Source organism: Halopiger djelfimassiliensis, from assembly GCF_000455365.1.
Taxonomy (GTDB): domain Archaea; phylum Halobacteriota; class Halobacteria; order Halobacteriales; family Natrialbaceae; genus Halopiger_B; species Halopiger_B djelfimassiliensis.
On sequence record NZ_HG315684.1, the window covers coordinates 1,026,673 to 1,041,333 of the forward strand.

At 63.2% G+C, this 14,661-nt stretch carries 13 protein-coding genes; 3 read left to right on the plus strand and 10 right to left on the minus strand.

From position 1 onward, the window contains the following. Window position 1: 1 nt before the first annotated feature. Window positions 2-334, minus strand: a complete 333-nt coding sequence (ahaH, locus tag TX80_RS05105) for an ATP synthase archaeal subunit H (protein ID WP_049921888.1) — start codon at window positions 332-334, stop codon at window positions 2-4. A gap of 164 nt (window positions 335-498) precedes the next feature. Here ahaH and TX80_RS05110 point away from each other — a divergent pair, with 164 nt between their 5' ends. Beyond that, entirely contained in the window at window positions 499-1,122 is a 624-nt protein-coding gene (locus tag TX80_RS05110) for a methyltransferase domain-containing protein (RefSeq protein WP_049921890.1), read from the plus strand. Between the two features lie 10 nt (window positions 1,123-1,132). Here TX80_RS05110 and TX80_RS05115 read toward each other — a convergent pair whose 3' ends face one another. After that, the gene (locus TX80_RS05115) at window positions 1,133-1,633 is read right to left on the minus strand and encodes a type IV pilin (protein ID WP_049921893.1); all 501 of its coding nucleotides are present in this window, start codon (window positions 1,631-1,633) and stop codon (window positions 1,133-1,135) included. A gap of 57 nt (window positions 1,634-1,690) precedes the next feature. Continuing rightward, window positions 1,691-2,914, minus strand: a complete 1,224-nt coding sequence (locus TX80_RS05120) for a DUF7096 domain-containing protein (RefSeq protein WP_049921894.1) — start codon at window positions 2,912-2,914, stop codon at window positions 1,691-1,693. Window positions 2,915-3,056: 142 nt separating this feature from the next. Between TX80_RS05120 and TX80_RS05125 the strand changes: the two genes are divergently transcribed. Next, window positions 3,057-4,358 carry a helix-turn-helix transcriptional regulator gene (locus TX80_RS05125; RefSeq protein WP_081661441.1) on the plus strand — a complete coding sequence of 434 codons (1,302 nt, stop codon included), beginning with the start codon at window positions 3,057-3,059 and terminating at the stop codon, window positions 4,356-4,358. A 618-nt stretch (window positions 4,359-4,976) separates the two neighbouring features. Here TX80_RS05125 and TX80_RS05130 read toward each other — a convergent pair. Beyond that, window positions 4,977-5,372 carry a hypothetical protein gene (locus TX80_RS05130; RefSeq protein WP_049921897.1) on the minus strand — a complete coding sequence of 132 codons (396 nt, stop codon included), beginning with the start codon at window positions 5,370-5,372 and terminating at the stop codon, window positions 4,977-4,979. 178 nt (window positions 5,373-5,550) lie between these two features. Continuing rightward, window positions 5,551-6,546: a radical SAM protein gene (locus TX80_RS05135; RefSeq protein WP_049921898.1), complete on the minus strand. Its 996-nt coding sequence runs from the start codon at window positions 6,544-6,546 to the stop codon at window positions 5,551-5,553. 159 nt (window positions 6,547-6,705) lie between these two features. Between TX80_RS05135 and TX80_RS05140 the strand changes: the two genes are divergently transcribed. Then, on the plus strand, window positions 6,706-7,833 hold the full coding sequence (locus tag TX80_RS05140) for a DUF373 family protein (RefSeq protein WP_049921900.1): 1,128 nt from the start codon (window positions 6,706-6,708) through the stop codon (window positions 7,831-7,833). 58 nt (window positions 7,834-7,891) lie between these two features. Here TX80_RS05140 and TX80_RS05145 read toward each other — a convergent pair whose 3' ends face one another. The 5 genes from TX80_RS05145 to TX80_RS05165 all read right to left on the minus strand — a co-directional run bounded on the left by TX80_RS05145 (window position 7,892) and on the right by TX80_RS05165 (window position 14,491). Continuing rightward, a complete protein-coding gene (locus TX80_RS05145; protein ID WP_049921901.1) occupies window positions 7,892-8,734 on the minus strand; it encodes a polyprenyl synthetase family protein in 843 nt (280 codons plus the stop codon). A 69-nt stretch (window positions 8,735-8,803) separates the two neighbouring features. Next, window positions 8,804-11,272, minus strand: coding sequence for a methyl-accepting chemotaxis protein (locus TX80_RS05150; protein WP_049921902.1), 2,469 nt, complete (start codon window positions 11,270-11,272; stop codon window positions 8,804-8,806). Continuing rightward, window positions 11,272-12,549: an ABC transporter substrate-binding protein gene (locus TX80_RS05155; RefSeq protein ID WP_049921904.1), complete on the minus strand. Its 1,278-nt coding sequence runs from the start codon at window positions 12,547-12,549 to the stop codon at window positions 11,272-11,274. Before TX80_RS05155 ends, TX80_RS05150 begins: the two co-directional genes overlap by 1 nt. Before the next feature lie 200 nt (window positions 12,550-12,749). After that, window positions 12,750-13,703: an electron transfer flavoprotein subunit alpha/FixB family protein gene (locus TX80_RS05160; protein ID WP_049921906.1), complete on the minus strand. Its 954-nt coding sequence runs from the start codon at window positions 13,701-13,703 to the stop codon at window positions 12,750-12,752. Further along, window positions 13,700-14,491 (minus strand): electron transfer flavoprotein subunit beta/FixA family protein, encoded by a 792-nt coding sequence (locus TX80_RS05165; protein ID WP_049921908.1) that lies wholly within the window; start codon window positions 14,489-14,491, stop codon window positions 13,700-13,702. Before TX80_RS05165 ends, TX80_RS05160 begins: the two co-directional genes overlap by 4 nt. Between the last annotated feature and the right edge of the window lie 170 nt (window positions 14,492-14,661).

The window sequence follows — 14,661 nt, forward strand, 5'->3', positions numbered from 1 at the left end:
CTCAGGTCTGAGCATGGACGTCCTCCTGGAACAGTTCGACGACGTGTTCGGTCACTTCGTCGATCCGATCCTCGGCCTGCTCGGCGAGAGCCTCGCGCTCCCGTTCGCCGTCCTCGAGGACGCGTTCGCACTCCGCGTCGATCTCCGCCCGCGCCTCCTCGAGGCGTCGTTCCTTGAGTTCCTGTGCCTCTTGTTCCGCTTCCGTGCGAATCTCCTCGGCTCGTTCCCGGGCCTCGGCTATTCGCTCGTCGCGGTCGTTTTCCGCCTCTGCGACGATTTCGTCGGCTTCTTGCTCCGCCGACTGAATTCGTTCGAGAACCTCTGGCCTCGGCATACTCTAAGCAGGCAAACGTTTGCGAGAGCGCGTATATGGTAGTTGCGAAAGTGCCCGGAGTGCGTTCGCGCGCTGGCTTCGGTAGGTTTCGATTACTCAGGGGGTCGTGTCGCCGGCCGAACGGAACGGCAGACATATCCCGATCCGATCGAAAGTCCACGCAAATGGGTGTTCTCGAGAACAAGGCCAGAGCACGGCTGTTCTACAAGTACCTCTCGACGGTCTACGATCGGGTAAACCCCTTTATCTGGACCGAAGAGATGCGGACCGACGCCCTCGAGCTACTCGATCTCGAGTCGGAGATGACGGTCCTCGATGTCGGGTGTGGAACGGGCTTTGCGACCGAGGGGCTGCTCGAACACGTCGAAGAAGTGTACGCGATCGACCAGAGCGAACACCAACTCGAGCAGGCCTACGACAAGTTCGGCAAGCGAGCACCGCCGGTCCACTTTCACCGCGGCGACGCCGAACGGCTCCCGTTCGCGACGGATACGTTCGACGTCGTCTGGTCGTCGGGATCGATCGAGTACTGGCCGAACCCAATCCTCGCACTCAGGGAGTTCCGGCGCGTACTGAAACCCGGCGGGCAGGTGTTGGTCGTCGGGCCGAACTATCCTGATAACGTCTTGACCCAAAAGCTGGCGGACGCGATAATGCTCTTTTACGACGAGTACGAGGCCGACCGAATGTTCAAAACCGCCGGCTTCGAGGACGTAAAACACGCGTTCATGGGGCCGCCGTACGATCCCGACGTCGCGATTACGACGATCGGACGCGCCCCGGAGTAAGACGACCCGGTTACCGCGCCGTCGTCTCGAGTTGTGCGAAGGGGCGGCCATCGACCGCGATGGTAACGGTGACCACGGCATCCGCATCGAGGGACGGTGCGTTCGTCTCGGCAACGGTAACGCTTGCTCGCTCCCCGGCTCGCCACTCCGGGTCTGCCTTCGCGTTGAACGGCCCGATCGGGGTTCCGTTGAATCCCCTTGCGCCGACGAACGGAACCGGTGGCTGGTCAGCGAGTTCGGTCCCGTCGACGACGATCGTTACGGAAAGCTCCCGCACATCGACCGGGCCACCCGCGACGTGTTCGATCGTGATTGTCGAATCAGTACTGTCAACCGAGAGATCGAAGGCCGCAGGCCTGCTCGAGTCGATCGACAGCGTAAGCAGGCCGCCGACGATGGCGACCAGACAGATCGTAAGTACAACGAGTACCAGCGTCCCGACGACCGGACTGACGCCTCGTTCGTTCGTATGCCGATCGAGTCCGATTCGAGCGAGCCACCGTTCGGTCACGCGGCGTGCTGGCCGCGGCCTTCGGTATAAACGTTCGATCCGCGACGCGACCGCGTACTAGAGCGATACCGTGACGGTTCCGTCCGTCGTCTCCGCAGTGATCTCGGACTCGCCGTCGGACGGAAGGATCCAGCGGGTACCGTCCGCGGCAGTTTCGCCGACCTCGTGTCCGTCGACCGAGACCGTCGCCGGGACGGGGTCACCCGTCGTCGAATCGGTGACGCGTACTTCGACCGGTCCGTCGGCCGGCGTCTCGTTGATCGACAGTGTGAGACCGTCGTTGGACGCGCTTTCGCTGTTCGTCGTCGGTAGCTCCGTCGTCGACAGCTCCTGAAACTCCCGGTATACCTCTCCGGCACCGCCGTCGAGGTACACCTCGAGATCACCGTAATCGCCGTAGATACCGATCCAGTGGAGGGGATGCTCCTTTGCGCCGTAGTAGTGTGCCAGTCCGACGTCTTCCGCCCACGGATACAGCGATCGGACGTAGTCCTCTACCTCGTCGTTGCCCTCGAACTGATCGGCCGCATCGGTGTCTCGATTGTCGAACCGGATCGTCTCCGAGAGGTACATCCCGTTTTCGACCGTCGACAGTCTGTACCCCGACTCCGAGGTCTGCACGCGGAGATCGTGTTCCATATCGGTACTGGGCGCTCGACTCGTTCGCTCGAGGTTCGCTCGAAGCGGCGTCTGATGGAGATCGAGCGTCCGCTTGTCCCCCTGTATCTGATGTGAGGACAGCGAAAAGCCCGGCACCTCGTCCGACTTGCTGTCCAGTTCGGTGATCGTCGCTTCGATCAGGGCGGCTTCGTTGTGGTTTCGGACCAAAAGCTGGACGAGTTCGGCTTTCGAACGATCGCCGTTTGCGTGTGCGCGAACGGCTTTTCGTTCTCGTTCCTCGAGCGCGTCGATCCGCTCGATGAGGCGGGAGTAGGCCGTCCGAATCATCACCGCCTGTTTGTCGGGATTGGCGGCGTCGAACTCGCGGTCGGCGAGAACGTACTGTTCGTGGTCCATTCTGAGCGCGTCGTCGTGAGTCGCGAACGTCGTTCCGAAGTTCGGCCCGAACTCGGAGTGTTCCGTCGTGACATCACCCGAAAGCGGGAGTCGGTTCGTCGTCCCGTTGACTTCGACCGGAGTTCGCTGATCGGAATCCGACTCCTGTAGGACTCGGAACGGTTCTGTGTGCGCCCTATCTCCAAGATCCGCCGCGACAAGACCTATCGCGGGGAGCGAGCAGATAAGAAGCAACGCGAGGAGGGCAGGGATCGCGTTGTTCATCGCCCCACCGTACGGACTCCTGATATAAAAGCTGGTCGCACTGGTCGTACCGGTTCCGTGGACGTTCCTGCAGGCCTGACGGTAACGTTTTATTTTCGGATGGAAAGTGTTTTTTCCCCCGGGAAACCACCCGTTGGTACGCATGCGGTTATCCACCGCCGTTACACTCGCCCTCACAGCCCTCTTCGTTACGTCTACAGTGGGGGCGGTGGCCGTCACAGCTACCCCGACGTCAACGGCGACTGCGTCCGTCCAGACGTCGGAACCGCCCCTCGAATCGGAACCGGCGGTCGCTCCGCCCACATCCCCGCTTTCCCCCGCGGAGCCAGCGACAGTCAGGTCCCCGACGATGACAGCATCGTCCGGACAGTCCGTCCTCGAGCCAGCTGACCCGAAAACGGTGTTCCGGATCAACGTCAGCGCCGATGGCGACGCACGATGGTATATAGAGACACGGTTTCGCCTGACCGATGACGACGACACGGAACTGTTCTTCGAGTACGCGGACGCGGTCATCGCTGGCAACCGCGATGTCGAATACGACACCCGACAGTTCGATCCGTGGGTCACTCACGCGAAACGGGAAACCGGACGCGAGATGTCGATCGTGGACGCGGGGTGGGAGCAACCAAAAACCGTCGAACCCGACCCGGAGACGGAGCCGGACAACGAGGACCTCCGGATCGGCGTGATCTCCTACTCGTTTACCTGGACGAACTTCGCGACCGCGGACGACGACCGGGTCTATTTCGGTGACGCGTTCCGCAAAGACGACGGAACGTGGATGGGGCTGTCCTCGGATCAGCGACTGGTCGTCGAATCGCCGCCCAACTACGGCCTCGAGACCCCGACCCAACTCGTCTGGGACGGCCCACACCAGTTCGAGGCCGACGAACTCGAGATCGTGTTCCTCCGGGGGGCCGGTAACTCGCTCTTACAGGGGACTGGCTGGCTACTTGCCGGCACGCTCGTCGCCCTGGCCGCCGGAATGGGCGCGTATCTGGCGTATCGCTATCTGCGGGGCTCTGACGCCGACGTCGAACTCCCACTCGAGCGGCTTCCGATCGGCGGGTCGGTATCGGACGAAGCCGAGACCGGCAATGGCACCGACTCGAGGACCGAAGACGCGACACCCGCGGGATCGGAACCGGCCGACGCGGCCGCCGGTTCCGACGAATCAGCCGCCCACCTCGGGTACGACGAATCGGTCGACGAGGAGATCGATCCCGAACTGTTGAGCGACGAGGAGCGCGTTCACCGGCTTCTCAAGCAAAACGGCGGGCGGATGAAACAGGCGAATATCGTCACCGAAACCGGCTGGTCCAACGCCAAGGTCTCGCAGTTGCTCTCCCAGATGGACGAGGACGGCGAGATCGAGAAACTCCGAATCGGGCGCGAGAACCTCATCACGCTGCCCGAAGTGGATCCGACCGAGATCGACTAATCGAGCTCGGCGGCGTTCATCCGGAACTGCTCGAATATCCGAGACGGAGCCGGTCGCCGGCGATATCTACAGGCTGAGTAGGGCGAGTGCCTCGGGGCTTGACCTAGAGAGTGAAGCCGGTCAAAGGGAGTAACTTCTCCTCTCTCGTATCGTAGTTTAACGACCGTGACGTGGGTGAAAGACCGTAATCCGAAGCGGTCGTTCGGAGGTTTGGCAATGCGACTCCTCTCAACACCCTGCTACGGCAGGTGAGACGGGTGTTGTCGGGTCGTGGTGGAGCGACCGACCCTCACGGCCACCAGCGAGGTGTTCGGGTGTTAATGCCAACCGACCTCAACGGGGAAAGTCGAGGGGAAGTAAATTCGCCTGCGTCCGCCCGCCTATTTCTGGGCGCTCGGACAAAACGGTGAAGCCTCGGGGCTTGTCCCCGAGGTACTTCACCGGCCGTTGCTCGTGGTCCGAACGTTCGAGAGCGTCCGGTAACCGCCGAAACCCGTTTTTGAGTCCGTTGCTTCGAATCGAATACCTCGAAACGCGACGGTTGACGATCACCGTAGAGATGCGGCGCTGCAAGGCGAGAGGCCGACTTTTGGCAGCGGTCCTCCCCCGCAGTTCAGCTCATACCCACAGTGACACTTGTGCCGGTGATTGCGAGACGTAGGCCCATACCGTATCTTCAGCACCATCTATGTGGAGCGTTTTGCTTATGCCGAGCGGGTTCGTATCGACGGAGATATACGGCGTCTCCTGCTCGAAATCAGGCTTTGTATCCTGGAACCACAGTTTCACCGTTGCGGGTTCATCGAATTCCTCGCCGATCGCCTGGAAGAACGCGGTTTCGAACGGATCCGTTCTGCTAGCTGCATCCCAGTCACCCGGTTCTAGCGTCGTGTCGAGGACGAATTCGCCGTCGTCCTCGTCTGCGGAAGCCGTGCTCGCGAGTCCGCCAAGCGTTGCAATTCCGATGCCGCTCGTCCGGATCAGCTTTCGACGGGATATCCTATTTCCGACCATGTAATTATGATATATTCTTTGAAATAAATATTTTTCCCAGTATCCTACGTGATTTTACTGTGCCATCTTCGCACAGCGTTGTCAACCCCCGTCGTCCGGATACTGCTCGACGGTCTCCACGGCCGCTTCGTTCGCTTCGGAGACGCTCCATCGAAAAGATCGCCCACGGTCCGACCCCCTACGCTAACGGCGTCCGCTCGACCACTTGCCCGTCGTAGCTCGGATACTGCTCGACGATTTCGCCGTCCTCGAGATCGCCCTCCTCGATCATCTCCTCGAGCAGCCACCAGGCGACCTCGACGTGGTTCGATTTGACGGTGTAGAACTCGTCGGGAACGCCGAGTTCTTCGAAGCGCTCCGGATCGGCGTAGGTCTTGCCGTAGACGAGCGTCCCGTCGTCGGTGACGTCGTCGAACTCCCGGCGGACGTTCCGTGCCATCCGCTTTAGTCGACGGCGGTGCTGGGCGGCGTCCTTGAACACCGAGGTACAGAAATAAACCTTCTCGTGGTCGCCCATGATGTCGAGGATATCCTCGCGGGAGCCGTCGACGGCGCTCATGTGGCCGTCCTTGAGTTCGTACCCCTGTTCCTGCATCCGGCGGTAGTTCCCCTGTGACATCTCGAACTCGTTGACGTTACAGAACTCGGCTGCCCCCTCGTCTAAGAACTCGAGGAACTCCACCTCGGCGCGAATGCCGGGGATCTCGAACGCGGGTGTCAGTCCTTCTTCACGGGCGATATACAGGATATCCTCCCACTCGGTACCGTGGAGGTCGCCCCACTGTTCGTACGGCGGATGGAAACGGATCTCGTCGAGTCCGGCCGCCGAAAGGCGGCGCATGTTCTCGCGGCCGCCGGTGATGCCGGTATAGAGGTGCGTGTGGTGGTCCTGACCGAACTCGTCTTTGAGCAAGGACAGGTAGTGACAGGTCCGGTCGAGGGCTTCCTGGGGTTCGCCACCGGTGATCGATGTCCCGAGCGCGTCCATCCGCTTTGCCTCGGTAATGACGTCCTCGTCGTTTTCGACGAGTCGCTCGTTGGCGTAGACGTCGGTGACGTTCTTGCGGTTCTCACCGAGCGGGCAGTAAAAGCAGTCGCGCTGGTCACAGTACCCGTAAACGAAAAGGACCATCTTGCCGCCTTTCGCGCACTGCTCACAGCCCTTCGAGATCATTCGAGCGTGTATACTGGGCCGAGCCTCAAAAGCCGTGCGAAACCGCTCGCGTGCCGATCAGTCCGTCAGCGACGCATCGATCAGGTCGCCGCCGCCGTAGGGTCGGCCGGTTTCGTCGTCCCAGAAGAACGAAATACTACGGCGTGCAACCACGAAGCGATGCTGCTGGTCCTGTGTGTCGACCTCGACGACGACCTCGGTCGAAAAACCGGCTTCTCGACGCCGGTCATCGGCCGCGAGCCAGTCGAGGAGGCTGCCGTCGCCCTCGCGACCGCGGATCCGGAAGACTCGGACGTGAACGTCATCTTTCAGGGGCTGCACGTCTACGACGACCTCGACGAACGCGACGAAAGCGTCGAGGTCGCCGTCGTGACCGGCAACGACGAGGGCGACGTCAACGCCAATCGCGAGGTCGGCGACGAGGTCGATACCGTTCTCGCGAGCCTCTCGACCGCCGAGGACGTGACCGTACTCGTCGTCACCGACGGGGCACAGGACGAATCCGTCATCCCGATCATCCGCTCGCGCGTCCCCATCGACGGCGTCCGCCGGGTCGTCGTCCGGCAGGCCCAGAACCTCGAGTCGATGTACTACACGATCAAACAGGTCCTCGACGACCCCGAAACCCGCGGAACGGTGTTGATCCCGCTGGGTATTCTCCTGTTGATCTACCCGCTCGCGCTGATCGGCAGCGCCCTCGAGATGCCCGGATTCGTTCTCGGGACGACGTCGGCCCTGCTCGGGCTCTATCTCATCTCGCGCGGACTCGGACTCGGCGACCGACTCGATACGGCCGTCGAGCGCGCGCGCCGCTCGCTGTACGCCGGTCGGACGACGCTGCTCGCGTACGTCGTCGCCGCCGCGCTGTTCGTCCTCGGCGGCGTGAGCGGGATGAACACCCTCGACGCAATCGAAGCATCGACCGCCGGCGAGGTCAGCGTCCCCGTCATGCTCGCCGCACTCGTGTTCGGCTCGATCCAGTGGCTCGCGGCCGCGGGTGTGACGACCAGCCTCGGACAGATCACCGACGAGTACATCGCGGGGACGCTCGAGTGGCGGTACCTCAACGCGCCGTTTTACGTCGTCTCGATCGCGATCGTGTTGTACGCGGTCAGCGCTTTCTTCCTCGATCTGGTCGACGTGAGCTATCTCGCGACGGCACTGACCGCCGGCACGCTGCTCGGTATCGCCAGCACGCTCGCGTTTGCCGTCCTCGAATCACGATACACGGAGGATACCGATCCGGACGCCGACTCCGAGGGACCGCACCAGATCGACAACGCCTGACCCGCGGCTGGTCGTCCGAACGGCAGTCGGTCGGTCCGATCGAGCGCTGGTTCGGCACCTACCGGTCGCGTTCGACGACGAACTCCGCCAACTCGAGCAGGTACTCCTCGGCTTCGGGGTCGGCTACCTCGACCCGGTCGAGGGCATCGATCGCGCTGTCGGCTTCGGCCCGGGCGCGAGCGTTTGCCTCTTGGGGCGTGAGATCGGTCACCTGTACCACCGACGGGCGCTCGAGGGCGGCGTCGTGTCCGGTCGGCTTCCCGAGGTCGTCGGCGTCGGCGACCGCGTCCAGAACGTCGTCTCTGATCTGGAAGGCGATGCCGACCCGTTCGGCGTACTCGCCGAGCGCTTCGACGGTGACGGGATCCGAATCCGCCGCGATCGCCCCGAGTTCGGCCGCGGCCCGAAAGAGCGCGCCGGTCTTGCGCCGTGCGAGGGTCATATACTCCGATTCGCTTTCCGGTCTGGCCGAGAGTTCGGTCGCCTCGCCGATCCCGAGTTCGACCATCGCCTCGGCGACGACGCGAGTCGCGTCCGGATCCGCCGAAAACAGTGCGAACGCTTCCCCGAGCAAGCCGTCGCTCGTGATAAGCGCCGGGCCGTGGCCGAACTCGGCCCACGCGCTGGTCGTGCCGCGCCGTAGCTCCGATCGATCGATGATGTCGTCGACGACGAGCGAGGCGGTGTGGACGAGTTCGATCCCGACGCCGAAGTCGACGGCCTCCTCTGCCGTCCCGCCGACGGTCTCGCAGGCGAGGATCGTGACCATCGGTCGGACGCGTTTCCCCCCCGAAAGCGCCGCGTGACGAATCTCATCGCTGAGCGTCTGGGGATCGACCCCGTCGACGACTTCGACGAGACGCTCCTCGATCAGCGTCCGTCGGCGCTCCAGCAGTTCCATCACCCGCGCTTAGGATGGGGACAAAAAGTACGTGACGGTTACGAGCCGACGATGACCGCGTCTCCGTCGTTACTCCTCGTCGATCTGGTTGAACGAGAACGACTCGTCGGCAGCGTCACCGTCGTCCGGATCGTCGGCGTCAGCGGCGTCGCCGTCCGATTCGTCCACCACGCCACCATCGTTCGACTCCGGCGTCTCCGCCGTCTCGTCGACGATCGTCCGTCCGGCGGACTCGTCTGCACCGGCACTTCCCTCGTCGTCCCCGTCCGCGTCGACGGCCGTCTCGTCGAACTCGAGAGCCGGGTCGGGGTCGTCGGCGGCCCACTCGTCTTCCCGGTCGGTTTCGAAGTGTTCGAGCGTCTCGCTCAACTGGGCGGCCTGGTCGGCGAGGGAGCTCGCGCTCTCGGAGACCTCCGAGAGGGCCGACGTCTGTTCTTCGGCCGCCGCGGCGACACGCTGGGATTCCGACGCCGTCGATTCGGAGATGTCGGTCGCCGACGACACCATCGCCACGACTTCCTGCGTGGCTGCGGCCTGTTGTTCGGTCGCGGCGGAGATCTCCTGAACGCCCTCGTTGGTCCGGTCGGCGTAATCGGCGATCTCGTCGAGCGCTTCCGCCGCGTTTTCGACCGAATCGACGTGTTCGGAGATCCGATCCGCGGTCCGCTGAACCTCCGTCGCCGTCCGTTCGGTCTGTTCGTCGATCCGTTCTAACCGCTGTTCGATGTCCTCGGCGGTCGATTTCGTGTCCGCGGCGAGCTCTTTGACCTGTTTCGCGACGGCACCGAACCCGTCACCTTCCCCGCTCCCGCGGGAGGCTTCGATGTTGGCGTTCAGCGCGAGCATGTTCGTCTCGCGGGCGACCTCGCTGATGAACTCGACCAGTTCGTCGATCTGGGCCATCTCCTCCTCGAGGGCTTCGATCGCCTCGACGGCCTCGGTCGATTCGGATTCGATCTCGTGCATCCCCTCGATGGCTTCCTGGGCCGCTTCGCGACCGGTTCGGCCCGTCTCCGCGGTCCGTTCGGCGATATCGGCGACCTCGTTCGAGGAGGCCGCGATCTGTTCGGTCGTCGTCGAGAGTCCGCTCATCTCGTTGGCAACCGACTGGAGGTTCTCGTTCTGGCGATCCGCGCCGTCGGAGATCTCCTGAATGGATTCGGACACCTGCTGGGATGCGGATCGCACTTCCTCGCTCGAGGCAGTGACCTGCTCCGAGGCGGCCGCGACGTCGTTTGCGAAGGCCTTGACGTCGGCGGTCGTCTCCTCGAGTTCCTCGAGCATCGCGTTGAACGCGAGCGCGATGTCGGTCATCGCCTCGTTGTCGCTTTCGGGATCGAGCCGCTGGGTCAGATCGCCCTCGGCACACTCCTCCATCACCGCCCGGTACTCCTCGGCTTTTCGCTCGAGGTGGCGGTTCATCGCCTCGGTCTCGGCGCGGGCTTGCTCGGCGTCCTCACGAGCGGCTTCCGCCTCTTCGATCTGGGCGCGAAGCGAGTTTCGCATGCTGTCGAAGCCGTCGTACAGCCGCCCGATCTCGTCGACGCGGTTCGTCTCGAGGTCGACCTCGAGATTCCCGGACTCCATCTCGGCCGTCCGATCGCGTAACTCGGCCAGCGGGACGACCGTCTGGCGACCGAGAACGACACCGACGATCCCGAGCGCAACCAGACTCACGAACACCATCGTGATGACGTTCATCCCGACGTCGTTCGCGACGCCGTAGGCCTCTTCGGTGGGAACGGTCGTGACCGCGACCCACTCCGTGTCACCGACCGGCACGTACGCCTGAACGACATCGGCGTTCTCGGTGCGGGTCAGTCGACCGCCGATCGCCGTCTCGATCGCGTCCTCGTCAGTCGACATCTGTTCGGTCTGTAACACCGGGTTGCCGTCCCTGTCGACGATCGCCGTCGAACCGGCCGCCCCTTCCTGATGGAGCTGACTGACGCGGTACTCGAGGGTCCCGATAACGACGATGGCGCGATCGTCGCGCTCGGAGACCGGACTGGCGAAGGCCATCACCTGGTCGTCGAGCGTCGACGACTCGTAGGCCTGCTCCGAATTCCAGACTGCCTCGTCGAACCGGAGTTCGTCGTCGAAGTCGGTGTCGGTCCACGGATCCTCGACGTCGGAAAGCGACTTGCCGCGGAACTGGGACGCCGTACTCGTGACGATCTCGCCGTTTTCGGTGTCGACGTAGTGGATCGCCCGCACGTCGACGCCCATTCGCGCCTGATCTTCGACGATCCGCGCCTGAATCGCCTGTGGGTCGTCCTCCTGTAACACCGGCGAAGCCGACGCGGTCCGCGTCTGGACGCGCATGCTCTCGACCCACTCGCCGATCGCGTCCGCTTGCATCTCCGCGGTCGACTCGAGTTGTTCGTTCGAGTCGCTCCGGACCATCTCGTCGATTTCGACGTAACTCACGAAGCCGACCGCCCCGATCACCAGGACGACCGCCAGAATCGAGATGACGAACTTGAAGAGATAGCGACTCCTGATGAACGAGGGGACGAGTTTCGATAGCACCGACATTAGAGGGTCACCTCGTCGATCGTAGTAATTCCGTCGTCTGCACGTTCGTCGAACTCCCAGTACTCGAAGGTCGCGCTGGTTACGTCGCCGTTCCCGTCGAAGTTGACCGGACTCGACGCGCCTTCGTAGGCGACGTTCTCACCCTGGGCTGCGCGTTCGATTCCGTCCGCGAGCGACGATGGCCCGACCGTCTCGCCGGGCGTATACGTTACGGCCTGCATGGCGCTTCTGATCGCCGTCCCGTCGTTCTGGCCGGCGTATGCGTTCGCGAGCAACAGAACGGCCGTCGCGTCGTAGGCATGGGCCGTAAAGATCCCCGGTTCGGCGTCGTAGGTCTCCTTGAAGGATTCAGTGAAGTGCGGATTTCCGGGCCCGTCGGCAACCGGTGCCGTTCCTCGGATGCCGTCGATCGACTGCGAGGTCTCCTCGTGGAGATCGCCGTCCCGCAGCCCATCGGTGACGAGCACGTCGACGCCGTTCCTGTCGCTTCTGGCGGCGAGGTCGTCGAACAGCTGTGCGCCGGTCTCCGGGTTGCCGATGACGATCAACAGATCCGGATTGTCTTCCATGGCGGTCTCGAGCTCCGTTTCGTAAGAGCCCTGTTTCCGCTCTACCGGAACCTGCGCCGAGACAGTCCCACCGTGATCCGTCCGGAACGACTTGGAGAACGCCTGACTGAGCTGCCAGCCGTAGTCGGTATCGACATACAGCGTGGCAGCGGTACCGTGGCCCAGATCCGTCGCCGCCTGTTGGGCGAGCGCGACCCCCTGAAGCGAGTCGGACACCGCCGTACGGAAGACGAGTCCGGCGTCGTTCAACGACGTGATCGTCGGCGTGGTCGCCGCCGGCGAGCAACTGACGACGCGGTGGGGGATCAGCACCTGCTGTGTCGTCTGCAAGGTCACGTCCGAGTCCGCCGGCCCGTTGATCATCGGGTACCCCTCGTCGACGAGGCGGGCGGCTTCCTGGACGGCAGTCGAGGGCGACGTTTCCGTGTCGGCGACCTCGTAATCGATCTCGAGGTCGATCTCGTCTTCGACCTGTTTGATCGGCAGTTCGGCGGCGTCCCGAATCGGTCCACCAACCGACTCGAGGTCGCCGCTCAACGGTTTCATAATACCGAGTTTGATCGTCCGGTCGGTCCCTCCGATCTCGGACCCAGCCCCGACGTCGCTGGACCCGAGGCCGGGAACGGCATCGAGACAGCCGGCGAGGCCGCCGAGGCCGGTGGCACAGAGACCGGACAGGAATTTCCGACGGTTTGATCGATCGGGCATATCTGTCCATCCAATTCCTGCCATATAACTGTACTGTCCTGTCTTCGATCTCGATATAATGATAAATATTGCTCATTCGCTGCTGAATCGATCTCGTCCCGCTGTCGACTGGGGTCGTGGCCGCCGGCGTGACGACATCGAAAACTCGCTCACAGAAACGACCGGTTACCGCTCGAGCGAAAAGGCCGCTCGCGGTGATGTTACTGGAACTCTTCCGTCAGCGCCGGAACGACGTCGAAGAGGTCGTCGACGATCGCGTAGTCGGCGATATCCATGATCGGCGCGTTGGGGTCCGTGTTGATCGCGACGATCGTGTCGGAGCCTTTCATGCCGGCGACGTGCTGGACGGCACCCGAGATCCCGATCGCGATGTAGACGTCGGGCGTGACGACCTTGCCGGACTGGCCGACCTGTCGGTTCTTGGGCAGCCAGCCGTTGTCGACGATCGGTCGCGAGGAGGAGACCGTCGCATCGAGCGCGTCCGCGAGTTCGTGGATGATCTCGAGGTTCTCCTCCTCCTCGATGCCGCGGCCGACGGAGACGAGTACCTCGGCTTCGGTGATGTCGACGTCGCCGCCGCCGACCTCTTCGAAGCCCGACACCGTCGAGCCGATGGCGTCCTCGTCGATATCGGCGTCGAAGGCCTCGATCGAGGCGTCACCCGTCCCCTCGGCGGGTGCCCACTCGGCACCGCGGATCGTGACGACGGCATCGCCCTCGAGTTCGGTAGTCGTCTCGACCTTGCCGCCGTACATCTCGCGGGTCGCGGTCAGGGTGTCACCGTCGGTCTCGAGCGCGACGGTGTCGGTGACGATCGGCAGGTCGAGTTCGTTGGCGACGGCGGGCGCGTAATCCAGCCCGTTGACGCTGTTTGGCGTCAGGACGTACTGCGGGGCGAGGTCGTCGTAGAGTTGCGTGATCGCCTGCGTGTAGACATCGTGGTTGAACTCCTCGCCGTAGTCGACGGTGTGGATGGCGTCAACGCCCTCACGGTCGAGTTTCTCCGCGAACTCGTCGACGGTCCCGCTGATGACCGCCAGATGGAGGTCGCCGCCGGTCTCGTCGGCGAGTTCGCGGCCCGCGGTGATGATCTCGTAGCTGACATCGCGCAGTTCGCCACGGCGGTGGTCGGTAACTGCGAGGACGTCCGTCATGGTGCCACCCCCTTGTCGCGGAGCAGTTCAGCGAGCTCTCCGGCCGTGTCGTCCGCACCGCCTTCCCAGACCGTGACGTCGCTTTCGCTTTCGGGTTCGTACATGTCCGTCAACTCGAGTTCGGATTCGATCGCGCCCTCGTCGACGCCGAGGTCGCCGAGAGCCTTCACGTCGAGTTCCTTGCGCTGTGCTTGCCTGATGCCGCGCAGGCTGGCGTACCGCGGTTCGTTGATCCCCGTCTGGATCGTCAGCACCGCCGGCAGTTCGACGTCGGTCAGTTCCTCGACGCCGCCCTCGAGTTCGCGCCGGACGGAGGCGACGTCGCCCTCGAAGTCGTGTTCGAGGTGGTTGACGACGGCACCCCACTGGAAACCGATCTGCTCGGCCAGCGAGACGCCGGTTGCACCGAAACTGTCGTCACCGGCCTGAACGCCGGTGAGCACGAGGTCGGGGTCTTCCTCCTCGACGACGGCGCTGAGGATCTCCGTTTTCGCGCCGACGTCGAGCAGATCGACGTCCTCGAGTGCATCGTCCCAGATGCGGACTGCACGGTCTGCCCCCTTCGCAAGCGCCTGTCGGATCGTCTGTTCGCAGTCCTCCGGACCGATGGTGACCGTGACGACTTCGTCGGCGATCCCGGCCTCTTGGAGTTGCACAGCCTCTTCGACGGCGTAGTCATCCCACTCGTTGAGGTCGGCACCGAGGTACTGATCGGCGATCTCAGTCCCCTCGATCTCGAACTCGTCTTCGACGGTCGCAACTTCTTTGACCGTAACGAGGATTTTCATCATCGATCACTGCAACGTCCGTGCCGTAAACCTTTTCGAAACCGCCCGTCGTGTGGCTCCCGTTTAGTTAACGCGTTTTCCCGTATCGCCCCGACATCATTACATTCGACATCGAGTGGCGACGGGTGGCTACCACCGTTTCCGTATCGCTGGCGGGGATCCCGAGACGG